This is a genomic window from Butyricicoccus sp. OF10-2, from assembly GCF_003481925.1.
GTDB lineage: Bacteria > Bacillota > Clostridia > Oscillospirales > Butyricicoccaceae > Agathobaculum > Agathobaculum butyriciproducens.
In genome coordinates, this window is record NZ_QUMC01000010.1 from 15,509 (window position 1) to 39,761 (window position 24,253).

The following is a 24,253-nucleotide window of genomic DNA, read 5'->3' on the forward strand; positions in this document are numbered from 1 at the left end:
ACATCAAATAGAATTTGCTGTGCAAATTCTAAAAATCCGGGGACATGTGCCACGCAGCGCGACCGAGAAGCCGCGCAAGGATAGCGTTCGGATTTTTGACTTATAGAGCGAGAAAATTTCGGCCGACAAGAGGAACGGTCTACGGTCCGTTCCTCTTGTCGGCAAAGCTGTAGTTTCGCGACAGCCTGAGGGCGGACCTTTGGTCCGTCCTTTTTCTATCCCTTTCCGCTTGAAATCCTGCAAAATTTGCGTAAATTTCAGTACCACACACTGTCAGAATGTGCTATACTTAATATGTATAGGTGCCTGCACCTGTCAACCAATATTTGCATCATTTTAGGTAGGAGAGCTCCATGAGATCACTGCGAATTTTACCGGCGCTGCTGTTCCTTTTGCTGCTGGGCGGCTGTGTGTTTCCTTCGGGCGATGAGCTGCTGGCTGCGCCCAAACCATCCAGTAATTACCAAAGTCTGCAGACTGAGCTGGAAAAGCAGCTTGCACAGGGCGTATCTTACGCCTCGCCGAGCGAGGGCGAAAACCGTTCGTCTATTCAGCTTGCCGATCTGGACAACGACGGCGTAGAGGAGGCCATCACGTTTTTCCGCGGCGCCACCTCGGCGACGAGCAACAAATTTACGGTAGCTGTTTACCGCAAGCAGGATGACAGCTACGTCTGCACCGGCACGATCGACGGCCGCGGAACGGCATTGCGTTCGGTCGAATTTCCGGTACTTGAGCCGAGCGGCAAGCGCGGCATGGTCCTCACCTGGCGCCTGCCGGGAGACGGAACAGGTGCGCTTACCATGTGCGATTTTGACGAAAACTGCACGCCGGATATCATTCTTGAAACCGAATATACCGCTATGGAGCTGACCGATCTGACCGGCAATGGCGCAAAGGATCTGCTGCTGATTACGAGCGACACCTCCGGCAAGCGCGTGGCACGCCTGTATCAGTATGACAACGGCTCCATGCTGCCGGCCGGTGAGACGGCGACCAGTCAGGGGACAGCTGCGGTTGAGCGCATGCAGTCCGGCCGTGTGCAGGACAGCAAGACCGCCGTGTTCGCTGAGGAAAAGGTGGCGAATGGCGCCGGTCTGACGACGGATATTTTCGTCTACTCGAACGACACGCTGCGCAATCTGGCACTGGACGGCGAGGATACCGCCAGCCACAGCACCTACCGTCCGGTGGCGGTCTACGCGAGCGACGTCAACGGCGACGGCATCACCGAGCTGCCGCGTGCAGTGCTGATGGCGGGCTATAAGGACACATCCTCGTCCGATGCGGTGTATATGCTCGACTGGTATGCCTACGGCATCGGCAAGGTTCCGGCCAAGGTTGCAACCACTTATCAGAACATTTCGGATGCGTGGAGCCTGCTGATCGACCAGAAATGGCATGACCGCATCACCGCAATCAAGGCAAACGACGGCGGACTCAGCTATGTGGAATTTTTTGAGTACCGCAAGAACAAAATGTCCATCCCGCTGTTTAACATTTACTGCGCGACCGGCTCCAACCGTGAATACTACGCCGAGCGCACCGATTTGATCCAGCTGGGACAGACCACGCAGGCCATCTACTTCGCCAAGCTGACAAATGAAGGCGAGCAGAGCGAGCTGGCGCTGACCGGAGACGAGATCAAAGCCCGATTCTCGCTGGTCAACCAGGCGTGGAACAATTAAGAATCATCAAACGCCGCAGAAACGCGGCAGTTACCAATAAGCGCTAAAAGTACAGGAGGATATTACAATGAAGCGCAAAATTCTGGTTCTGGAAGATGAAGAAAATATCCGCTCCTTTCTGGTTCTCAACCTGAAACGCAGCGGTTACGAGGTAATAGAGGCCGAAACCGGCGAAATAGCACTGGAAAAGTACCATGAAAATCAGGATATCGCGGTTGCGGTGCTGGATGTTATGCTGCCCGGCATCGACGGCTACGAGGTCTGCCGTGCCATGCGCGGCGCGGGCTATCAGGCGGGCGTTATCATGCTGACCGCCCGCACGCAGGAAGCGGATAAGGTAACCGGTCTGATGAACGGTGCGGACGATTATGTCACCAAGCCGTTTTCGGTTATTGAACTGGCGGCTCGTGTGGATGCGCTGTACCGCCGCGTATCCGGTTCGCCGTTCTCCGAGGATGACGTGATCAAGTCCGGTCCGTTCAAGCTCAATCTGCGTGCCCGCGAGGTGCTCAAGAACGGTGTGAAGATCGAGCTGACGCAGATCGAATACGGTCTGCTCAAGGCGTTCATGCAGAACATCGGCAAGGCGCTTTCGCGCGATGAGCTGCTCGAAATGGTCTGGGGACACCACTATGTGGGCGAGCTGAAGATTGTGGATGTGAATATCCGCCGTCTGCGGATTAAAATTGAGGATTCGCCGGCGGACCCGACCCATATTGTAACGGTCCGCGGCTACGGTTATATGTGGGAGGCTGATATAGCCAATCGCCGCACCCGCGGCGGGGGGAACGGCGGCGGTTTCGCCGCGGAAACCAAAAGGGTAGACACCTGCGGTTTCTACCCTCTTGGAACTCCCGTTTCCCTTTGTTTCCTAATCTGGTGCAGACCAGAGACCGGCGACCGCTCCGAAATAGGGGAACGGCAGTCGGGTTACCGTTGCGTGTCTTTCGCAACCTTTTCGCAATTCACCTTGTGCCGCTCTCTGCGTGGAGTAAACCGCATGTGTAGCAGTCAGAAAACAGCTTGAGCGGCTGAGGTTGCGTAATGGGCGGCCAACGGCCGCACCTACGGAAGATGAATAGTACGCCCGTTCCCCTATAGTCTCAGTTATGAATTATCGCCGTGCCCTCTAAGGGAAAGAGGAAGATTCACAAGAAGGAGGAAACCGCAGGTTGCTTCCTTCTTGTGCCCCCGCCGGGTAGGCGAATTCCCGCGCGGCGTCAGCGCACATTCCGCCGCTTGGTAAGCGGCATTAGAAAGGTCATTTTCTATGACAAATCGCAAGCAAAAACGCAAACCGGAACCGTCTCCGAAGCCGGAGGCACCGAAGGTGCAGCACTCGCCAGGCGGCATCAAGGGCCGCTGGCTGGTGAACTCTTTGTCCTTCGTGCTCGTCATTCTGGCTGTTGTGGTCATTTTGATCTCTGTCGGTGTTTCGGGATATTACTATGCCACCGTGCGCGACAACCTCGCGTCACGCGCGGCCACAACGTCGGACACGTTCCGCAAATACTTCACCGACACCTACGATCAGTTTTACACGCAGGCGGAGGCAACCGTCACCACATTTCAGGATCAGGACAAGTTTGAACAGCAGTTTCTGGACGCAAACGGCCGCATTCTGCTGTCCACCTCCGGATTATCCGGTGGCGGCGTTGCTTCGACCGAGGATGCGTCGCAGGCGCTTTCCGGCCAGAAAACCGCGGTTTTCACTGGCAGAGACCCGCTTTCTGGCGAGCGCGTGATGAGCGTCACAGCGCCGCTGCTGAGTGCGCGCGGCGATCTGGTCGGCGGCGTGAGGTATATCACCTCGCTGCGTATCGTCGAACGGCAGATCTGGATGATCGTCGGCTTCTCTCTGCTGGCGTGCCTGCTGTTCCTCATGCTGGTTGTGGCGTCGAACAGCTATTTTATCCGGTCGATCGTCGATCCGGTGCTCAAGATCAACACCATCGCCAAGGAGATCGCGGCCGGACGTTACGGCGTGCGGCTGCAGAAGACCTATGATGACGAGATTGGTGAGCTGTGCGATACCATCAATTATATGTCGGACGAGATCAGCCGCGCCGAACGCATGAAAAACGATTTCATTTCTTCGGTTTCACACGAACTGCGTACACCGCTGACCGCCATCGGCGGCTGGAGTGAGACACTGCTGGCCGGCGGCGGCGAGGACCCGGAGGAGGTCATGCAGGGCCTGACGATCATCCAGAAGGAGGCGGGCCGTCTGACCCGCATGGTCGAGGAGCTGCTGGACTTTGCGCGCATCGAATCCGGCCGCATGAAGCTGGAGATCGAGACGTTTGATATGTCCATCGAGCTGTATGAAGCGGTCTATATGTATGAAAATCTGCTCAAAAAGAGCGGAATCCGCCTGCTGTACGACGAAGATGTGGATGCAAACTATTACATCAACGGCGATCGCCACCGCATGAAGCAGGTGTTTCTGAATATTCTGGACAACGCCGCGAAATACGGCGGCGACGGCAAGCAGATTGATATTGACCTTAAACGTGATGGCGGCAACATCGTTGCGTCTGTGCGCGACTACGGTCAGGGTATTCCCGAAGCGGAGCTGCCGTTCGTCAAGGAGAAATTCTACAAGGGGTCATCCAAGCAGCGCGGCAGCGGCATCGGCCTTGCCGTGACGGAGGAAATCGTTTCCATGCACGGCGGTACGCTGGATATCGCGTCCGAGGTCGGCAAGGGAACGACGGTTACCGTCACCATGCCGTCCGCCAAGTCCGAGGAGGCGCTTGGCATTACCGGTGCCATTTCGAAGGCATCTGAAACCCCGTTTACCGAAGGAGAGCATTCATGACAACGCAAAAGAAAACCACCATCGGTGGTCAGGCAATCATCGAGGGTATTGTAATGAAGGGACCTAAGAAGTCCTGCACGGTTGTGCGTAAGGCGAACGGCGAGCTTGTCAGCAAGACCGAACCGACGCCGAGCCGTGCCCCGATTTGGGAAAAGCCGATCTTCCGCGGCGCGTATACGCTGTTCACTGCTATGAAGGAGGGCATGCAGGCCATCAACTACTCCGCGTCCTTCTTTGAGGACGAGGAAGCCGATGTGCCGCCGTCCAAGTTTGAACTCTGGCTGGAAAAGAAATTCGGCTCGGAGGGTCTGAACAAGATCATCCTGAGCATTTCAACTGTCATCGGCATTGCCCTGCCGATTGGCCTGTTCATCCTGCTGCCGAGCTTTCTCGGCGGTTTTGTGCCGAAAACCTGGGGTGTGCTCGCGCGCAATGTGCTCGAGGGCTGCGTGCGCGTCATTCTGTTCCTGCTGTTCATGTGGTCAGTGTCGCATATGAAGGACATCCGCCGCACGTTCGAGTACCACGGCGCAGAGCACAAGACCATTTTCTGCTACGAAGCAGGCGAAGAACTGACCGTTGAAAATGTCCGAAAACAGGGAAAATATCACCCGAGATGCGGCACCAGCTTCATGTTTGTGCTGATTATCATTGCGACCATCGTTTCATCGATCGTCTTTTCCATCATCGACATTACCAATCCGTTCGTGCGTATGCTCGCGCATTTGATCCTGCTGCCGCTTGTTGTCGGCATAAGCTACGAGTTTAACCGCTACGCCGGCCGCTCGGAGAGCCTGCTCTCGCGTGCGCTGCGCTGGCCGGGACTGATGGTGCAGCACCTGACTGTATTCGAGCCGGACGATTCCATGATCGAGGTTGCGATCACCGCGATGAAGGCGGTCATTCCGGATGACGGCTCGGACGAGTGGTAAGCGCCATGCACTATTATTTTGCGCCGATGGAAGGCGTGACCGGTGCGGTCTATCGCCGGACGCACCACGAATTTTTCTCAGGTGTGGACAAGTATTTCATGCCGTTTATCACACCGACCACGAATGAAAAGCTGACGCCGCGGCAAAAGCGCGATGTCCTGCCGGAGTACAACGAGGGCGTGCCTGCGGTTCCGCAGCTGCTCACCAAGTCTGCCGCGGACTGCATCTGGGCGGTGAATGCACTGCATGACCTCGGGTATCCCGAGGTCAATCTCAACCTTGGCTGTCCGTCCGGCACGGTGACGGCCAAGGGAAAGGGAGCCGGATTTCTCGCACATCCGGACGAGCTGGACCGGTTTTTTGACGAAGTCTTCGCAAAATGCGAGGGGATTTCGGTAAAAACCCGTCTCGGCGTGCATGAGGCAAGCGAGTTTGACAAGCTGCTCGAGATTTACAACCGCTATCCCATCACCGAGCTGACCATCCATCCGCGTGTGCGGCAGGATTTCTACAAGGGCAAGGTGCGCGAGAGCGATTTCGCGGCGGCGCTTTCGCGCTGCAGCATGCCCGTGTGCTACAACGGCGATCTCATCACCGAGCGGGACGTAAGCGCCGTCAGCGAACGCTATCCCGATTTGCCGGCGGTGATGATCGGTCGTGCGCTGATCGCCGATCCGTCTCTCGTGGCGCGCATGACCGGCGGCAAGGCCGCGGACGCAAAAACGCTCGAGACCTTCCACGATACATTGTTCATGCGATACTGCGAAGCCTTCGGCGACAGCCGGATTGCCATGCTGCGCATGAAAGAAATCTGGTTTTACCATCTGAATCTGTTTGAAAACAGCGAAAAACCGGGAAAATCGATTAAAAAAGCCAAAAATGCCGCAGAATTTCAGTCGGCGGCCGCAGCCGTGTTCCGTAATTGCAGGGTGCGGGCGAACGCCGTGCCGCTGTGGTTCAAACCCGCGCAAATTTTAGGAGTTGACCCTGTGTGACCAAGACTATCAACGATGTTTACATGCAGCTTTTCCGCCGTTTGAAAGAGGGCGGCGACCCGATGCCGCAGCTGACCGCGCGGGAGATTACCGCCTACGCCTGCAAAGCGGACAAAAAGCAGACGGCCGGCTGGTCCCATTTCTACGTTGAGGATACGACCGTGGATTACGCCGGTTTGCTGTGCGACCGCTGTCTGGACGGCGAACCGCTGGCGTACATTATCGGCGAATGGGATTTTTACGGCCTGACCTTCAAGGTGGATCGTTCGGTGCTCATTCCGCGCTCGGATACCGAGCGCCTGTGCGAGCTGGTCATTGAGCAGGCCAAAGAGCGGGTTTCACCGCGTATTCTCGATTTGTGCTGCGGCTCGGGCTGCATCGGCATTGCGGCGGCGCACACGGTCGAGGATGCCCGTGTGACCGCGATCGACCTATCGGACGGTGCGCTGCACATTACCCGCGAGAACGCCCGTGATCTGGGCGTGAGCAGCCGTTTGCTGACCATGAAGGCCGATGTCATGCACGCACCTCCGCGCGGACTTGGGCAGTTTGATATCATCGTTTCCAATCCGCCGTACGTCACCGAGGACGAAATGCAGATGCTCGACCGCAGCGTAGCCGATTTTGAGCCGCATGAGGCGCTTTACGGCGGCGAGGACGGTCTGGATTTCTATCATGCCATCTGCGACAGCTGGGGTGAACTGCTGGTGCCGAACGGCAGGCTGCTGTTCGAGTGCGGCTGGCAGCAGGCCGATGACGTGGCCGGCATCATGCAGCGGCACGGCTACAAGGATGTCACTATCACCGAGGATTACAGCGGCGTGCCTCGCATTGTGTACGGCACGAATAACCGTCCGGATGTGGATTTGACGAGGGATGCGTAAATCGGGATTTGCGGGAGTGTCGCCGTTATGGTTAGAGAATTGCGGAAAGAAGATATAAATAAGGTTGCAGATATATGGTTGGACACCAATATAAAGGCACATTCCTTCATCCCTGCGCAATATTGGAAAAGTAATTTTGAATCGCGCGTTGTAAAATGAAGTTGCGCATTTAGTCAAATAAAAGGTCCACAGCGAGGGCCTCTGTGTTAGAATCAAATTCAACACAGAGCCTCGCTATGGACTATCCCAATCATATGTAAAGGAAAGTAGTAGATTAGCTATCAGCTGCGGGAGAACTTACGGAAGAATTCTTCCCAAATGCGGAACGACATTTCCGGCATAGTAGCATGCGGCATGTAGTCCACCTGCGTGAACTGCACGGGAGCCGTGCCCTCACGGTCGAAGTAATGATCTTTGAAGCGACCATTGACCGTGTTGGCGCACTGTGCCCAATCAGCAGGGATCATATCTGCCTTACCATTGCGTTTCAGCCACAGCTCGACGGTCAGACCGGTTTCGTTCTCGTGGGCGGGTTCACTCGGAATGAGCCATTCCTCATTCATGCCCCAGAACATCCAGATTGGAAGCTGTACGCCGTTTTCGGCGGCATACGGCAGGGAAGTCATTTTCTCATACGCACCGCCGAAGAATGCACCCGAGCAGGGGGCGACAGCGGCAAAGCGCTCGGTCAGTCCCAACGCCAGCATTTCGGTCATCAGCGAGCCCCACGAGTGACCGGTTGCGAACACGCGGTGCTCGTCCACCGGATACTCGGCAATCATCTTGTCCAGCAGGAACGAGAAGAATTTCAGTTCATCCGGGCGGTCGTCCTCAAGGAACACGTTCCATGCGTTGAGCGGCGCCCAGTCTGACATGAGACCCTGCTCAGGCATGTCAACCTTGGCATGCAGTGCGGACGGAAACACAACAATGAAACCATGTTTGTCCGCCACATCATACCAACCGCTGTTGCCGGCGTAGATTTCACCGGTACAGGTGTAGCCATGCATCGCGAGCACGAGCGGCACCTTCTTTTCGGGATTTTGCCGTACCGACTGCGGAATGTAAACATACCATTCGCGCATCCAGCCGTCAAATTCCTCGTAGTGGTACTCCATGCCGAGGTCGCGGACCGGATCCTTTGTCACGCGCAGTTCACCGCCGGGACTGCTCATCCAGCGGCGCTGACGATAGAGAAAGTCCTTCCAGATACGGCGCTGCAGGCGTTTGGCATACTGCTCGGATGCACCGGGAATACTGCTGTGGCAGACACGGTACGCTTCCTTCTCCTGATTAGGCGCGTAAGGTGTTTCCTTCACGCGGTAATACTCGTACTGATCGGGAGACAGCTGACGGCCTTCTTCGGCTTCACATGCATTGCGCCAGTAGGTGAGGATAGCGTCGCCGGTACCGGTAGATACGGTCGGATCGTCGATAATCCACGCGGGCATCGGGATATCCTGCTTGTGAATGTCCTTGCGATGTTCCGGATCCTCAAAGCCGTCCAGATTGAGGGCATACGCCTGTCCGCAGTCGGTCAGATACTGCTCGGAAACTGCCGAGCCGCCGACCGAAGCCACACCTGCGAAGAACGCCGGATCGTAAGCCGCCGCCATATTGGCGAGCACGCCGCCTTCCTTACAGCCAACCAGATAGAACTTGGATTCGTGGACACAGAACAGCTTGCGGTCTGCGGCGGCAAGGGCTGCTGCGTTGATATACGCAACATCGCCATCCGGTGTGCCGTAGGCTTCGTTCGTGTTCCATGTGCCGTTTTCCGGCTCAAGGAAGAACACGATCAGACGTTCCTTGCACTCCTCGGTGTCCGCGATCTCACACCAGCCGCTGTGCTCGAGCAGATCATCGGCGGTCTGGCCGTTTTCTCCCAGCACAAGAATACCGGCGGTGGATTCGCGGATATCATGCGGCACATAGGCCAGCATGCGGCGCTTTTTGCCCGCGTACTCTACCGGCAGCTCAAATGTGCCGGAGAACTTGGGGGCGTAGGGATTTTTCGGGTCGCATATGTCTAAAATTTTATGGGTATACATGTTGTTCACGCTTTCTGTTACGCCGTACGGCCGGTGAGATCCTTCATAATGCCGTCGTATTCCTTATCCAGATGGTAAACCAGCATAAGGATGATAACCAAGGCCCATGCGATCATGTTGCCGTAAATGTAAAGGTTCTTGACCATGCTTATTGCGGAGGGAATCTCCATTTCCAGACCGGTAAAGCCGGAAACCTCCATCAGCTGACCAACAAGCCAGCCTGCAACGCCGCCGCCGAACTTCTGGCCGACAGTGAATGCGGAGAAGATGAGGGCCTGTACACGGATACCGGTCTTCCAGTGACCGTACTCGATAACATCAGCCAGCATGGTGAAGATGCAGCCGTAGAACGGGGCTTCGCCGATACCGCGCATAACAGCAGCGGCCATAACCATGGTCATATTCTGCGGTGCAAACAGGACAACGACCTGACCGAGCACGCAGAGCACTGCGCCGAACAGAACCAGATTGCGCTTGCCGAACTTCTTGATGAACGGGGCAAGACAGATGATAGCAATAATCTTCGGAATGTTCTCGAAACTCTGCATAACGCCCATGACTTCGACGTTACCCAGCATATACTGTGCGTAGTAAGTAGCAACGATGCCGTTTACGTTCTGGTACAGAGCAACGGCTATCATCGTGAGTGTAAGTACGATGAAATACTTGTTCTTCAGGGTAGCCTTCAGGCGCTGTGCGAACGGCATAGCCTCGGCTTCCTTGGCTGCATCAGTGTGGAAACGCTCCTGACAGCCCTTGTAGCAGAACAGCAGCATGAAGAAAGCAACGATGGAGTAAATCGCGCAGACCGTGATCCATGCCTTCTGACCGCCGCCGAGCATGTTGATGAACGGCAGGGTGAGTGCGGTAACGATCAGGTTACCGATCGGGGACATGGCCATGCGGAACAGATTGAGTTTAGCAAGGTCATCGTCATTGCGAGTCATCATCGGTGCCAGATTGGAATACGGCAGGTTGAGTGCGGTATATACGCCGGTGGTGCACAGGTTATAGGTGATGAATACATAGATCGCCTGCACCATCGTGCTTGAATGTGGCGGCACGCAGAACATCAGCACGGAGGCAATACCGTAAGGTGCGGCCATCCAGAGTATCCACGCACGAGCCTTGCCCTTCGGGGAGTTTACCTTGTCTACAATCTGGGCGATCAGCAGGTCGCTGATGCCGTCAAATACACGAGATGCTAACAGAATCGTTCCGACAAGTGCCGCAGACATGCCGATTACGTTCGTGTAGAAGTATACGATCAGACTGGAGGTGATTGCAAATACGACGTTGCAGGCGGTGTCGCCCATGCCGTATGCGATTTTTTCCATCAGACTGGTTTTGAATGAGGTGTCATTCATTGAAAGCTGTTTTTTCGTCATTTTCCTTACCACCTTTTTGTTCAGAATCGGCTGCGCAGCGTTTCTGTTTGGGATTTGACTATAGTATAGTACGAAAAGAACGAAGAAAATACGGGATATTCATTTTAGACATAGCAATATATTTTGTATTTACTCGGAGGAGAAACCGTGCTTTTGTCGCATAATATGAAATGACAGATAGAAAAAGGTCAAAAAACAGATATTTTAGAAAAGGTTTATGTAAAATTCATCTTTCTGATGCGGAAGAGCCGTACCTCAAGCGGCTGCAGTGTTGTCTCGAGCCGCAGAGCGGTATCCACCTGTTCGGTGGTCAGTGTGCGGTGTGCGGAAGCGTGCTCGGCCAGATATTGCAGGAAGGCTCGGTCAGGGGACGGCGGTGCACCGGCGGCAAGCCACAGGTCGAACGAGGAACCCGAGGTGCGGGTGATTTCCTGCTGCTCAATCTGGTACAGACCGCGTCTGAGAGCGGGAAATGTGACCTGAAACCGCACGATCTTGCCGCTCTCGAATACCGAATAGGCGTCTTCCGGATGCTCTAGACGGCGGTAGCGATAGCGGTAAATGTTGTCGTAATGGGTGTAATTATATAGAATCAGCTGCCATTCCCGTTCGCTTTGGGTGAAATACCAGCCGTCACCGGAAGCAATGCAGCAGTTGCCGAGCTGTCCGAGCAGGCGCAGTGCCTCATAGCCGCTCTTCGGCACGCCGTTATAGGTGAACAGACCGTAGCCGCCGTGGTATATGGAATCGAAGTTCGCACGCTCGTCCATCAGATCGGAGATTGTCCAGTAGCCGAAGGCGGATACGGCATCCATATTTTCGCAGATGTTTTTGGTCAGCCAGACGGATTTGTAGCAGGTGTCGCTCGAAAGGTCGCGCTGCCATAGCGTGGAGTTCCATTCCTCGATGAAAATGTCCATGTCGGGCAATTCAAATTCGCGGCATATACCGTTCAGGTCATAGAGGAAGGTTTTAACGAAATTTGTATCCTTGGATAATACGGATGGGATAGACTGCTGACTGAGCGTATAGCTCATAAAATTTGCATCGGCGGACGAAGATTCATGCGGATAGCTTTGCACGGTCAGGAAATCCGGCAGACAGTCGTGGGCGGTGGCATACTGCAGAAAGACACGCATACCGCGCGGGTCCCATACCACACTGGACATGGCGCCCGGGCCGCCGAATTGCAGCCGTGTATCGACAGCTTTGACCGCATGGTACACGCAGTCATACAGTTCGAGATATTCATCCATGGTCATGCAGTCGAAGAACACATAGTTAATCTGAAAGGTAGAGAACTTCCACTGGGATACCTCGTCCCAGCCGTATCGGCAGATTGCATGCCGCAGAATAGCTTCAACCAGTGCGCCGAATGCTGTGCAGTCCGCACATGCAGCGGTGATCGAGCCGGTCTCGAAGATGCTGGTCTGTGCTTTCGCCAGTTCCCGGGGAATAAAGCTGAATTCCAGGAACGGGCGCAGCCCCTGCTCGAGCAGGAAGTCGATGACCATATCGAAGTAGGTGAAGCAGCACTTCACTTGGCCGTTTTCCATACCCTGATAGATGTGAAGCTCCTGATCGAGCATGCCGTGGAACCGCAGATAGCGGAAGCCGATCTCCTGCTGGATTTTGATAATCTGCTGTTGAATAGCGGCGGTCAGCAGATGCTTGGCGTATCCGGCGTTGAGCAGGGTTTTCCACGTATGACGAAGCCTGCGCGGCTGTACATTCTCATCAACCGTGATGTACCGCGTTTCGTGCGGCAGCTCGCGCTGCGGATCGGGCGGAACGGCAAACTGCAGCAGATAGGTAACGCCGTCCTGCAGTAAAGTTTCCTCGCCGGATGGGTCAGCGGCGGCTTTCTGGGTGGCATGCTGGCGGTATTGCCGCGGTGTCAGGCCGTGTTTCTGACGAAAATGTTCGATGAAAGCACTGGCGTTGTGAAATCCGCAGTCGTAGGCGATCTGAGTAATGGAGTGATCCGTGCTGCGCAGCTGCTTTTCGGCGTGTTCCAGACGCAGCCCCATGACATACTGGGAGTAGGTCATATCCAGATTCTGCTTGAGGAATCGGGACAGATAGCCTCGGACAGAAACTCGCGTGCAGCAAGCTCGCGCAGGGAAATATCCTCATTCCAGTTGGAATGAATATGATCCATGATGCGCTTCATGCGGCGCATGGTCTCCTCGCGCTTGGTATTGCTTTTTGGCACATCGGAAATGAGGAAATGCTCTGTCAGCAGATCAACGAGCTTGAGTACATTGGTGACAATACCGGAGGCGTTCTGCTCCGGATTCTGAAAGAAATCCTGAAAAATCGTTGCAAATAATACGCGGATGGTCTGGTACTCCTGCTTTTCATTCTGGCTGGAGGCGTAGCAGAAGCAGACATTCTGTCTGCTCCAGCTGGCAAGCTGCAGCAGATTTTCGGGGATCTGCATGGCGATCATCTCGGCATTTTCCGAGCAGTTCACCTGATATAATTCAAACGGGTTGACAACCAGCAGCGCGCCTGCGGGCATGGAGTACTCGGCGGACTGGTATCGGATTGAGCTGTTTCCGTGCAGCCCAAAAAACAGCGTCAAACCGCTGCTGAACTCTGATCGGCAGATCTGGTCATGAAATGCCTGAAAGATAATCTGTTCCCGTTTGGTGCGCATGGCTGTTCCTGCTTTCTGTCGAATGTAGTGGTTTTATTGTAGCATACGGCTTCGGAAAAGTACAAGTGCGGCCTCGCGCGGAGCATAGAGACGGCACAAGTCTATTATAAAAAAGCTGCCCATGAGGTAGCTGTCTATAAAGCGGGTTTTGAGAAACAAATACTATGGCAATTGCCGGACAAGGGTTGCTGACAAAAGGGATATGTACCGTAAGATATACTATCTAACAGATGGGGTGATTTTATATGCGAAAAGGAGCAGTATATAACTGCTCCTTTGAGGCTGTCGAAAAACTATCGTTTTTCGAGCAGCCTCTCGATCGAAACCACGCTTTCGATCGAATGCTGAAGAAAAACCGCGTCCTCCGGACACATTTTTTCTTCCCTTGTATAAAAACCGAGGTACACAAGGTGAATTGCAGCATAGCGGCAAGAGAGGGTGGTCTGGACCACGCCCCCGGTTTTTATGAATTTGCTGCGCAAATTCTATTTTATGCGTGCTGTCGCACGAAGCACAAAATAGAAATCTGACTTTTCGACAAGCTGAAAGGAGCAGTATATAACTGCTCCTTTTTTCATGCCATCCGGCGTATTTGGTTTTACTTTTGAACGATTTTCTCGCACCAGCGCTGCATGATTGCTGCGATCTCGGCACGAGTTGCGGTGCCGGTCGGGGCAAGAAGGTTGTCGCTCTTGCCATTCAGCACGCCCGCGCCGACAGCCCACTGCAATGCGGGAATTGCGTACTCGCTTGCCTGCAGGGCATCCGCGTAGCTGAGAATGTTGGTGTCCTCGCCTACGCTTACGTCAATGCCCTTGCTCTGTGCGTAGCGGTACAGGATTGCTGCCGCTTGTTCACGGGTGACGGCTGCATTCGGTCGGAACGTGTCGTCTGCGTAGCCGGTTACGACCTTGTTTGCCGCTGCCCAGCCGACCGCCTTGGCGTACCATGCGTCCACCTTAACGTCGGAGAAGCTGGCCGAAGCGCTCTGCGGCTTGCCCTCCAGATTGAACAGAATCTGCACAAGCATACCGCGTGTCAGATTGCTGTTCGGTGCAAAGGAAGTGCCGGAAACGCCGTTCATTATGCTGTGCGTCAGCACATAGTCGATGGATACATGATACCACTTACCGGTGTCAACGTCCTTAAACGGTGCCGACGGACAATCCTTGCCACCGTCACACGGCTTGGTTTCGCCGGACGCGGCAAATGCCACATTGACCTTGGAGGACGGCATCTTAAAGGTGTATTTGCCGCTGCCGAGGTCGGTCAGCGCAACGGACTTGCCGTTTGAGTCCGTGACGGTCAGCGTACCCTCGTCGGAAACGGTCAGCGTTACGGTGTCGCCTGCCGCCGCCTTAGTCTTATCCGCTTTGACGATGTTCGCCAGTGCAGACGGGATAACGATATCGTAAGTGGTCGGCGCAACGGCTCCGCCGCCGCCACCACCGCCGCCGCCGGAGGTACCGCCGGTGCTCTTAAAGCTTGCGCTGACGGAAACCGCTGCCGCATCGACCTTGTAAGTGCCGCCCGGCTGCTTGGTCGCGCCGGAAACGGTCAGCTTATCGAGCGTGTAGCCGGTTGCCGGATCTGCGGCAATGGTGAGTATATCGCCTGCCGCCAGCTTTGCGCCGTCTGTCAGAACGGTGTCGCCCAGCTTGACCGTCAGTGTGCCGTTTTGCGGTGCGGTAATGGTCAGAGAAACCATCGAATAGATGTCGGCCTTAAACGTGATAGTGCTGACAACATTTTCCATGCGGATACTCCAACTGCCGTCTGTCTGCAATGCGCAGCGCGTTACCGTACCGCCTTGGAAATCCAGATTGCGGATCAGGTATCCCTTTGCGGGGAGCATTGCAAATTCGATCGTGCCGCCTTTGCGAATCTGACGTTCCGTGCCGTAATCATTGGGTGTTCTGGAACTCGTGCGGAAGGTATACTTTGCGTTGTCGGCAGGCAGATCAAACAGCGTTACATTCTCAAAATCCACTTGCACCTTGCTGTTTTCGGTCGGAGTGAGCGTGAAAGTGTTGGAGAGCTCGTCTGCTGCCGTGCCGTTTACCGTCCACGCCCGAACCATCTTACCGGAATCCGGTGCGGCGGTCAGCGTCAGCGGAGCGCCCTTGGGTACCTGAATGCCGCCGGAGGCGTCAATGGTCGTGCCATCCGCGCGTTTAACGGTCAGCTTGCCGCCGTCACCGCAGACGGTCGTAAGCGTCACCATCTGGCTGACGCCGAATGCTGCGTCAATGATGTGGTTCTCCGTCACGTTGTTCAGGTTGAGTGTCAGCGCGTTGCCTCCTGCTGTGCCATCCAGCGTCCAGCCGGTCAGATATGCGCCGCTGCTCGGCTGTGCGGTGAGAACAACCGCCGCATGGTGCGGAACGGTCAGCTTGCCGCCAGTAATAGCAACGTCTGCACCGTTTACCTTGGCGGAAACCGCGCCATTGCCGCTGATATTGACGGTGACGGTGTGTGTCGGAATCGGCACAAAGCGGACGTAAACCGAGGTGTTGCCGGTCAGCGGGTCAATGACATAGGTTGTGCTCTCCTCCGTACCGATGGCAGTGGTGCCTGCCGCGTCTGCGTACCAGTTTTCGACCATGTAACCCGTATCGGGTACTGCCGTAAACGCAACGCGTGTACCGGATTTTGCCTTGCCGTTCTCGTCCGGACCGGAAACCGTCAGCGTGCCGTTATCCGCGCCGCTGGTCGGGATCACGCCGTAGGTTACGGTGTATTCCGCGTCCGCGATTTCGTAGCACGCAATGATTTCGGTGTCCTCGGTGACGGTCAGGGTGTAGGTCGTTGCATCGGGTTTGTGCATCGTGCCGTTTACCTTCCAGCCGATGAAGGTGTAGCCGCTTGCCGGTGCGGACGCGGTGAACTTGATTTCCGTATCACCCTTGACGGTGCTGCCGCTTGTCAGCGATTTATCATTCGTAATGCCGCCGCCGGTCTGCGCCGAGAAGGTCACTTCGTAGGATTTGCGCTCAAGCTTTACGCGGATATCCGCGCCTTGTGTTGCCGAAACGTCACAAGCGAGGCTGTTGCCGGTATACGGCTTGCCGTTTTGCTCGTAAGCGGCGCCGTTCAGCGTCCAGCCTGCGATTTTGTAGCCGTCACCCAGATTTTCGACCGTTACGGTCAGCTTGCCCTCGGCGGTGACGTTGTTGCCGCTGGCAATGGCATCGGGCTGACTCATGCCGGCACGCAGGAAGGCGGCGGACAGGCTTGCACCATGACCGGTGTCGCTGTCTTCGGCAATGCCGAAGGTAACAGCACTGCTGATCTCGGTGAACTGCACCTTGACCTCGTGTACGGTATCGCTATCCGTGATGTTGAGCGTCGGTGCGCCTGCCTGCTCGGTGCCGTCCAGATACCATCTCTGCACCTTGTAGCCCTGATTGGGCTGTGCGGTGAACATAACCTCCGAGCCGCTGAGAACTTCATTGCCGCTCCGGAGCGGGGTATTCGTGCCGTTGCGGGTCGCTACAGCGGAAAGTGTGCCGTTTTCGCCGGAATTGTCGTCCTCCGGTGTGGTATCCACAACCGAGAAAGTGATTTTCGCGGTCGGGATTTTCTCAAACACAACGGAAACAGTCACATCCTCGGTGATTCCGTCGGCGTTCGGTGTATAGGTGTACGTCTGGTCATCCGAGTTTACAACCGCCGAACCGGAAACATCATTGTCGTTTACCGTCCAGCCTGCAACGCGATAGCCGATCTTCGGCTGCGCGGTGAAGGTCAGCGCGTCCTTGCTGCCGCAGGGCAGATAGAAGCTGCTGCCGGTATGAGAGGCGCAGGTCAGCGTGCCGTTTTCACCTGCCAAAAGCGTGATTTTCGGCTGCTGACGGAAGGTTACGACCAGAGCAGCGTTGCCGTTCAGCGAGGGGATTTGATAGGTACCGCTTGCAGTCGGCGTAACGGCGTTGCCGTTCAGCTTCCAGTCGGCAATCTCATAGCCGATGTTCGCCTTGGCGGTGAACTGAATGGTCGAGCTTGAAGCTGGCTTTCGCCGCTCGTCAGCGCACCTGCGCCCAGCTTGACCGCCGATACCGTACCTGCCGCATCGGTGATTGCGGAGCCGTCCGCCATCTTGCCCTGAAAGGCTACGGTATAGCGGTTGAGTGCGGTGCATTTTACAACGAGGTGGTGTCATGGCGCAGATCATGCAGCGCCATGACGCGGTTATCGGTGCTGAGCGTGCCTGCTGTGTCAGGTGTTGCCGTCCACGAATCCACCAGCAGACCGTCCGGCGGCGTTACGGTGATGACCGGATTTTCACCGGTGTGTGCCGTGTAGGTGAACACACCGTTCATGCCGGTCAGCTCGGTACCGCCGACCGAGACTTTTGCGCCGGTCAGCGGATTGCCGTCATTGTCCACCGGCTTAATGGTCACAACCGGATGGCTGTTTTCGACAAAATATACGGTTACTGTCACATTCTCGGTGAATTTATCGAATGTATAAGTGCTGCCGGTGTAATTGTGCGTGCCATCTGCGGTTTTGAGCGTTTCGCCGTTGACCACCCAATGGTCGATGGCAAATCCGTCCTTGGCTGCGCCGACACGCGGATGGTCTGACTGTAATTGACGTTTCCGCCCGAGACAAACGCACTGCCGAGTGCACCGTCCGTCAGGTAGTTAGCAGAAACCGTACCCATGGTATCGTTATTCGATTGATAGGTAAACGCGCTGGCTCCGGCGGTAAATTCTACGGAAACATCGGTATCTGCGCCCAAATTGTCAATAGTATAGCTGATATTGTTGTAATATGTGCTGCCGCTGTCTGCAACGTAATCCGTGCCAACCTTCCAGCGGCTGACGGTGTAGCCTGCCTTGGGTGCGGCGGTGAAGGTCACCTTGCTGCCTTTGGGCAGGCTGCTGCCGCTGGAAACCGGAAGCACTGCGCTCGCGGCATCCGCCTGATAGGTGATGGAAACCGTGCCGTTGGTATCGCCCTTGGCGTTTACGGTGTAGCTTTCGCCGGAAAGCGTGTAAACCGCGTTTTTCAGCAGGATATTGTACTTCTCCTGCAAGGATTGAATCTTCTTCGAATCCTTTAGCGCGATATAGATGGGGTATTTACCCGGAAGGGCTGCGGTGGTGCCTTCGGAGGTCAGCGTGTAGTCCGTGTCTGCCGTTAGGGTGTCGTTGTCCCATGCCGCAAGACCGGAAACCTCTGCGGCGGCAGGCGTGCGGTTGGTGTCGTTCAGCGCCTTGCTCGTATCGGCAGCGGACAGCGTGAGCGTGCCCTTGCTTACGATAATAACCTTGGAATCGGTAAGATTCTGACAGGTTGCCGTAATGCGGTAGTTCGTCACCAGTTTGGGCGTAAATACGCCGTTTTCGAGGGTATAGTCTGTGGCGGATACTGCCGAAACGTACTTGCCGCTTACCAGCTTTTCCACCGTATAGGTAGCTGCGACATTCTGCGAAGTGCCATTTTGACTGGTCAGCGTTGCGGCGAGATTTGCGCTCTCACCGTAGGTGACATTCGCGGGTGCGGTCAGCGACAGCACCGAGTGGTCTGTCTTGTTCAGCACGAAATAGACATTCACAGACGCGGTGCTCGGCGCGTAGACGTCATCGCCGGAGTACATGGCGGTGATGGTTGCCGCGCCCTCACCGCGCGGCTGGAAATCGGGCTTGGAAGCGTTGGCTTGGTTGGTATCAAGGTCTACCGTAATGGTTTGTCCCTCAATGCCCGCACCGGAAATGATAAAGGTGACGGTGCCGGTCATGCCGGTCGGCTTGCTGCCGTTTTCCAATACCGAGGCGGTCAGCGGATATTGCTTACCGGTGATATTTTCGGTTTTCGTGTTCGTGCCGGTGGTTTCGGTCGCCTGATAGACCGGTGCCAGCGTGTTGACGTCCGTTCTGCCGACAAGAGTGCTCGCATAGCGCAGCGTAAACGGCAGGTAGGTCGTGCCGCTGTCCTTGGTGTACAGATATGCGATTTCGCCGTTTCCGTTCGCCTCGTAGAAGGTGTAGCCGGAATACGCGCTGTCGGTCGGCTGGAATTTGTGTACAGCGGTGTACGATACGCCATTATAGGGAATAGAGGTGCTGTCACTGACCGGATTGCCGAGCGCCAGCGTTTTCGTATCGGTTTTGCCGTCTGCGTCCGTTTCGGTGAGGATCGCCTGCGGTCCTTCGGATTGAATATCCAAAGCGCTGCCGATTTTGTCGGCGGAAAGCGCCGTGTCCTTATCCAGCAGACCATTGCTCAGCGTCGGCGCGGGACCTTTATAGGCGTAATACGCCGCACCGTCAAACCAGAAAAATTGGTTGCCGCCAGAGAGCAGGGAATAGGTCTTATCACCGCTCGTCAGCGTTACCGCCTTCTGACCGGTGACAGTGGTTCCCGCACTGGTCGTCAGCGTGCCGCCGGACAGCCAAACGGTGCCGTTCTTCGGTGTGATTTGAATGCTGGTCGGCACGCGAGAAACGTCCAGTGCTGCAGATTTGGTGTACAGCGAACGGTTTTTCACATACACGCGGCAGCGGTATGCATAGCCGTTCATCTCCTCTGCAGCGGTGATGGTGAGCGACGGGCCGTTCGCGCCGGAAACACCGGTGCTGTTTTTCAGTTCGCGCCACTGCGACTTGCTGTCGGTCGTTTTCACCTGCCACTGATAGCTGATCGGCTTGGCGCCGCTGTCATCGGTGTAGGTCGCGGCGGTGGTGAAGGTCGCAGTTTTACCTGCGGCGGTCGAGGCGTCCTCGGGTGGGTGGTGATCTCAAAATTCGCCGTACCGTTCAGCGTAGTAGCGTAGGCGATTGGGCTGTCGATACTGCTGCCCTTGGTTGGACTGACCGCGCGTACGCTGAACCGGTAATCGGTGTTGGCATCGAGGTCGGTCACCTGATATTGTGTTACCGTATAGGGGACTGTTGCGATCTTGTTGTATTCGCCATGCTGGTCAATCATGCTGATCTCGTAATATGCTGCGCCGCCGCTGGATTCCCATTCCAAATCCACCGTGCTGGTGCTGACCTCGGTAACGGTCAGATTCTGGGGCATTCTGGGTGGCTGATTGACGTTTTTGACCTCGTAGCCGACGATCCAGACCGGTGTTCCGTCAAGCTGTGCGTTGTTGACGATCAGCTTCCATTCGAAGCCGTACTGCGTTGCCTCAGCAGGCAGGGAATCGACCGTGCCGGAGAACGCCGTGCCGTCCGCGCTGGACTTGCTCCAGCCGCCGCCTGCGCCGGTGCTGCCGGTCACGCCGACATAGCCCTTATTGCCGAGCAGTGCGCCGCCGCCGCCAACCTTGTAGTTCAGCTCCAGATTAAAGGCGTGGCTGTGTTCTTTGCCGGTCGTCTTGGTGATCTCCTGCGTGGTATCGGCAGTGGTGCTGCTTGCGCCCGTGTGCGCATAGGCACCGCCAAAGGTAAACTCGCGCGTACCGGCGGGTTGATTGGCGTAGGTTTCCGGTTCGCCGGGCGTGGAGTAAAGCAGGTTGCCGGAAATCGGCTCCAGCCCCTTGGTTTCCGCGGCGATCTCGTCATAGCTTTCCACATCGAGCACCGCAACGGTTGGATCGAGTGCTGCGGGCAGGATGGTAGTGCTCCACTGCTTACTGTCCGGGTCGTACATCTCATAAATATAGTACTGATACGGTATGGTGTACACAACGGCCATATCGCCGCCGCCTGCCTGCGCGTTGTAGGTGACGGAGTGCTCGATTTCGGTCGATTCTGCGTAGTCATAGCTGTAGCTTGCGGACAGCTCAACCTCGTATTCGCCGCCGGCGAGCGCCTGTACCTCGAGCGAGTGATATACGCCGAGCGCCTGCGAAACGCTTGCGGTTTTGGTGTCGCCGGTGGATTTGCTTGTGCCGTAGGCGGTGCCGCCGTTGCCGATGTAGTCATACGTTTCGTTGAGGTCGGCAAAGTACGGCGTCGCCTGCAGGACTGCGTATACCTCGGGATTGGTGTATACCGTATAGTCGGCAACGTAGCGCATGGTGATCGAGTCGTTGCCGAAATCCGGCAGTGCCAGACTGACGAACGTGCCCGTATTGTCATTGCGGCGGCTGGATTCCGCGATAACGCCCTCCTGCGTGCTGTAGAATATGTGGTTTTTGGTGCTGTCTGATGCGCCGCTCTTTGCGCCGGTCAGATATGCCGCACCGAGGTCCATCCAGTAGTAATCATCGCTGCCGTTGACCGGCTCCTTGCGGTGTACGCCGGCAACATAAACGAAGGATTCGCGCCATTTGTTGTACTGATCTACCGCACTTTTGTCGGATGGGTTGCTATCCACTACGCCCGCCTGCACATCGCTGATCCAGACCTGTTCCTTGGCCTTGTTCTTGCCGTTGATGTTGACCTGCGAGGTGCACACGCTGACGGACGAAAGCTGGGTCGTGATACCGCCGGTGGTGTCAAAATCGTAGATTTCTCCGCCGAGCAGTACCTCATCGTTGCTGTTGTTTGCACCGATGCCCTCCATATCCGCGCAGCCGAGCGCGATAGGCGCATGGATCGGACGGTAATAGTCCTCATCCGGGTCATCAATGTAGCTTTGAGCGATTTTCTTGCCGCTGTCACCGAGTGCCTGTGTGCGGTACTCGGACAGCTTAAATTTTTTCGACTGCGGATCGTAGTAGGCAAAGCGGTACGCAGCGGTCGTATACGCGCCGGAGTCGTGCGCGGAAGAGGCGTTATTGCTCTGATAACCCGCTGTGATGAGCACCGTACCGGTGATGCCGGTATCCGGCAGGGAGAACGTGCCGAACGCGCAGTTTGCGGATACCATCGCATGCTCGCCATCGGCAAGCGATACGGTATCCAGACCGCTGACCGGCGTGAGCGTGCCGGATTCCTCGGTGAATACGGTCAGGTGCGCCGCCGAGGCCACATTGCTGTTGTCGGTCGGTGCGGATGCGGTAACGGCAATTTCCTCCTTGCCGTCGCGGTCGAGGTCGCCGCCGGCAAGCGTCACGACCGGGATTTTCTCGATCTGCCACTGCCACTGCGTTGCCTGCTGATACGAGGATGATTTACCGGCATTGATTTTTAACTCGTCAATGCGTTTCATGGAAGATTTCATGGAAGCGGTGTCGAATACGTCCACATAGGCGTAGCGCGTGCCGTTTTCGTCTTTCCAGCGTCCGGCGTAGACGAACAGCTCGTCCTTGCCGTCGCCGTTCACATCTGCTGCGGCAACGTCCATGATGGCGTCCATTTCCTGCACATAACGGCGGGTAAAGTACGCCATGCCGTCGCCGTAGGTCATTTCTGCGGTAGCGATCGGGGATAGCGTACCGGCAGGGGAACGCTTGCCGTTATCGTTTACCTTAAACAGCGCGAGTTCGAATTTACCGTCGTACTTTTTGCTGCCGATGGTGGTTTTTTCGCCGCGACCGTAAGCACGAAGCTCGGCAACGTAATTATCCTTGCCGCCGCCATTGTTGAACGCGGTGCTGGTGGCATAAATGCCGGAAAAGCCGTTTGTGTTGTAATCGGTCACATTTGCGGAATTAGAGCTGAGCTTGCTGACATAGGTGTTGCCCTTGTCAGAGGGCAGCCCGTAGCCGTTGACGGCATAGCGGATATATGCGCCGTCCAGATTGCCCTGCACATTGCTCTTGTTGTCGCCGTCCCATACAGCGGAATCGCGGTTGTTGGTCTCCATGCGGTCGAAGCCGTCCCGGATGAGGTAGCGGTTCGCCTGCGAACCGCTCGCCGCAACATAGACCTCGCTGGCGGTGAACGCCTGCGAAACGTGCTTCTTGCTGTACGGCGCTGTCAGAGACGCGCCCTTGTCCTCGGCATTGAGCGACAGACCGAGCGCCGCATAGGTGCTGCTGTCGATCTCGCGCTCCGGTATATTGGCTGCCGCTGCCTTTGGCAGTACGATCTGCGGCAGCATTGACAGCAGCAGCGCCGCTGTCAATGTCAAGCTGATCCCTCTTTTGTATTTCATTCTGTTATGCCTCCTTTATTGTATTCCGGCTGCTGCCGCAGCAGGCGGATGAGCTCCTGTGTGATTTGATCGGATGGGACGGTATCGGGCGGTCCCACGGGATAGAAGTGTACGCCGAGCCGCCGCGCTTCTGTGGAAAACTCGGGCCGGCGGCACAGCCACAGTATGCGCTCTCCGGGCAGACGGCTGCACAGAAAATCGCACGCGGTCAGTCCCGCCGCGCCTTGATAGCCGACTACCGCCAGCCGGATCGGCACGCCGTCCCGCAGGGCATAGGCAAGCCGAACGTCGCCGCGCCGGTCGGGTGCATCGGCAAAATACAGCACCGGACAGCCGCACGCCTGTTCTGCTGCGCGGAACTGCTCGCGGTTGATGCCGCAGCAGGCAATATTCATGCAGATTCCCTCCTTATGGTGTTGATCGCGCTGCGTAATGCCGCGGTGGAAGCATCGCGCAGCAGGAATGCCGTCACGCGATAGCGGAACGCGAACACCGCGTATTCCATCTCATCTGCGATCCAGAGGATCGGCAGCAGCGGCGCCCGCTGGCGCAACTCGCGTACCGCTGTCAGACCGTCCGGACCATCCAGTGCTACAACTGCCGCATCGTAGGCGGCGGCGCAGCCGGAGAGCGCGGAAAGCGCGTTGAATTCATCAACCGGCAAAGGCTCTTCGGGAATAGCAGCGCACAGCCGCGCCTCCCACAAGTCACCGTCCAGATATCGTGCCAGCAGTGCCAGATGCATATGTTCTCCTCCTCATCAGTACGCAAAATTTACTCACAAATCGCTCTTGTTCAATTATGCGGGATTGCCATAAAAAGACAGACTCCGTATCGAGTCTGGCTGATTATAGTAAACTACGCTGTCCAGCCCGCGGCAAGCGGTTTTACCG

The 24,253-nt window shown here is 56.1% G+C and carries 15 protein-coding genes and 1 pseudogene; 6 read left to right on the forward strand and 10 right to left on the reverse strand.

What is annotated here, in order from left to right; genetic code table 11:
- Positions 1–353: 353 nt before the first annotated feature.
- The 6 genes and pseudogenes from DXB00_RS07000 to prmC all read left to right on the forward strand — a co-directional run bounded on the left by DXB00_RS07000 (position 354) and on the right by prmC (position 7,320).
- Positions 354–1,688: a hypothetical protein gene (locus DXB00_RS07000; RefSeq protein ID WP_117491546.1), complete on the forward strand. Its 1,335-nt coding sequence runs from the start codon at positions 354–356 to the stop codon at positions 1,686–1,688.
- A 67-nt stretch (positions 1,689–1,755) separates the two neighbouring features.
- Positions 1,756–2,436 (forward strand): annotated as a pseudogene (locus DXB00_RS07005) (response regulator transcription factor); the annotation flags it as partial.
- Between the two features lie 522 nt (positions 2,437–2,958).
- Positions 2,959–4,509, forward strand: coding sequence for an ATP-binding protein (locus DXB00_RS07010; RefSeq protein ID WP_118729981.1), 1,551 nt, complete (start codon positions 2,959–2,961; stop codon positions 4,507–4,509).
- Positions 4,506–5,441, forward strand: a complete 936-nt coding sequence (locus DXB00_RS07015; RefSeq protein WP_118729980.1) for a DUF1385 domain-containing protein — start codon at positions 4,506–4,508, stop codon at positions 5,439–5,441. The genes DXB00_RS07010 and DXB00_RS07015 overlap by 4 nt, the downstream gene beginning before the upstream one ends.
- 5 nt (positions 5,442–5,446) lie before the next feature.
- Positions 5,447–6,436, forward strand: coding sequence for a tRNA dihydrouridine synthase (locus DXB00_RS07020; RefSeq protein ID WP_118729979.1), 990 nt, complete (start codon positions 5,447–5,449; stop codon positions 6,434–6,436).
- A complete protein-coding gene (gene prmC, locus DXB00_RS07025) occupies positions 6,433–7,320 on the forward strand; it encodes a peptide chain release factor N(5)-glutamine methyltransferase (RefSeq protein WP_118729978.1) in 888 nt (295 codons plus the stop codon). The genes DXB00_RS07020 and prmC overlap by 4 nt, the downstream gene beginning before the upstream one ends.
- A 281-nt stretch (positions 7,321–7,601) precedes the next feature.
- Here prmC and DXB00_RS07030 read toward each other — a convergent pair whose 3' ends face one another.
- From DXB00_RS07030 to DXB00_RS07080, 10 genes are all read right to left on the reverse strand, one after another.
- Positions 7,602–9,371 (reverse strand): alpha/beta hydrolase-fold protein, encoded by a 1,770-nt coding sequence (locus DXB00_RS07030; protein ID WP_118729977.1) that lies wholly within the window; start codon positions 9,369–9,371, stop codon positions 7,602–7,604.
- Between the two features lie 17 nt (positions 9,372–9,388).
- Complete coding sequence (locus tag DXB00_RS07035; RefSeq protein WP_118729976.1) at positions 9,389–10,759, reverse strand: MFS transporter; 1,371 nt, start codon at positions 10,757–10,759, stop codon at positions 9,389–9,391.
- Positions 10,760–10,974: 215 nt separating this feature from the next.
- Positions 10,975–12,810, reverse strand: a complete 1,836-nt coding sequence (locus DXB00_RS07040; protein ID WP_119214695.1) for a GH39 family glycosyl hydrolase — start codon at positions 12,808–12,810, stop codon at positions 10,975–10,977.
- The gene (locus DXB00_RS07045) at positions 12,807–13,421 is read right to left on the reverse strand and encodes a hypothetical protein (protein ID WP_119214696.1); all 615 of its coding nucleotides are present in this window, start codon (positions 13,419–13,421) and stop codon (positions 12,807–12,809) included. The genes DXB00_RS07040 and DXB00_RS07045 overlap by 4 nt, the downstream gene beginning before the upstream one ends.
- A gap of 598 nt (positions 13,422–14,019) precedes the next feature.
- Positions 14,020–17,562 carry an InlB B-repeat-containing protein gene (locus DXB00_RS07055; protein ID WP_119214698.1) on the reverse strand — a complete coding sequence of 1,181 codons (3,543 nt, stop codon included), beginning with the start codon at positions 17,560–17,562 and terminating at the stop codon, positions 14,020–14,022.
- Between the two features lies 1 nt (position 17,563).
- Complete coding sequence (locus tag DXB00_RS07060; RefSeq protein WP_119214699.1) at positions 17,564–17,866, reverse strand: hypothetical protein; 303 nt, start codon at positions 17,864–17,866, stop codon at positions 17,564–17,566.
- Positions 17,863–20,052, reverse strand: a complete 2,190-nt coding sequence (locus tag DXB00_RS07065; protein ID WP_119214700.1) for an Ig-like domain repeat protein — start codon at positions 20,050–20,052, stop codon at positions 17,863–17,865. Before DXB00_RS07065 ends, DXB00_RS07060 begins: the two co-directional genes overlap by 4 nt.
- Complete coding sequence (locus DXB00_RS07070) at positions 20,049–23,360, reverse strand: fibronectin type III domain-containing protein (RefSeq protein ID WP_119214701.1); 3,312 nt, start codon at positions 23,358–23,360, stop codon at positions 20,049–20,051. Before DXB00_RS07070 ends, DXB00_RS07065 begins: the two co-directional genes overlap by 4 nt.
- Positions 23,357–23,755, reverse strand: coding sequence for a hypothetical protein (locus tag DXB00_RS07075; RefSeq protein WP_118729972.1), 399 nt, complete (start codon positions 23,753–23,755; stop codon positions 23,357–23,359). Before DXB00_RS07075 ends, DXB00_RS07070 begins: the two co-directional genes overlap by 4 nt.
- On the reverse strand, positions 23,752–24,105 hold the full coding sequence (locus tag DXB00_RS07080) for a response regulator transcription factor (RefSeq protein WP_118729971.1): 354 nt from the start codon (positions 24,103–24,105) through the stop codon (positions 23,752–23,754). The genes DXB00_RS07075 and DXB00_RS07080 overlap by 4 nt, the downstream gene beginning before the upstream one ends.
- Positions 24,106–24,253 lie beyond the last annotated feature (148 nt).

Excerpts from the sequence above, each read along its gene's own strand:
- DXB00_RS07080 (WP_118729971.1), bottom strand. The coding sequence starts at position 24,105 with ATGCATCTGGCACTGCTGGCACGATATCTGGACGGTGACTTGTGGGAG.
- DXB00_RS07000 (WP_117491546.1), top strand. The coding sequence starts at position 354 with ATGAGATCACTGCGAATTTTACCGGCGCTGCTGTTCCTTTTGCTGCTG.
- DXB00_RS07075 (WP_118729972.1), bottom strand. The coding sequence starts at position 23,755 with ATGAATATTGCCTGCTGCGGCATCAACCGCGAGCAGTTCCGCGCAGCA.
- DXB00_RS07035 (WP_118729976.1), bottom strand. The coding sequence starts at position 10,759 with ATGACGAAAAAACAGCTTTCAATGAATGACACCTCATTCAAAACCAGT.
- DXB00_RS07045 (WP_119214696.1), bottom strand. The coding sequence starts at position 13,421 with ATGCGCACCAAACGGGAACAGATTATCTTTCAGGCATTTCATGACCAG.
- DXB00_RS07020 (WP_118729979.1), top strand. The coding sequence starts at position 5,447 with ATGCACTATTATTTTGCGCCGATGGAAGGCGTGACCGGTGCGGTCTAT.
- DXB00_RS07030 (WP_118729977.1), bottom strand. The coding sequence starts at position 9,371 with ATGTATACCCATAAAATTTTAGACATATGCGACCCGAAAAATCCCTAC.
- DXB00_RS07070 (WP_119214701.1), bottom strand. The coding sequence starts at position 23,360 with ATGAAATACAAAAGAGGGATCAGCTTGACATTGACAGCGGCGCTGCTG.
- DXB00_RS07040 (WP_119214695.1), bottom strand. The coding sequence starts at position 12,810 with ATGACCTACTCCCAGTATGTCATGGGGCTGCGTCTGGAACACGCCGAA.
- DXB00_RS07015 (WP_118729980.1), top strand. The coding sequence starts at position 4,506 with ATGACAACGCAAAAGAAAACCACCATCGGTGGTCAGGCAATCATCGAG.
- DXB00_RS07055 (WP_119214698.1), bottom strand. The coding sequence starts at position 17,562 with ATGCACCGCACTCAACCGCTATACCGTAGCCTTTCAGGGCAAGATGGC.
- DXB00_RS07010 (WP_118729981.1), top strand. The coding sequence starts at position 2,959 with ATGACAAATCGCAAGCAAAAACGCAAACCGGAACCGTCTCCGAAGCCG.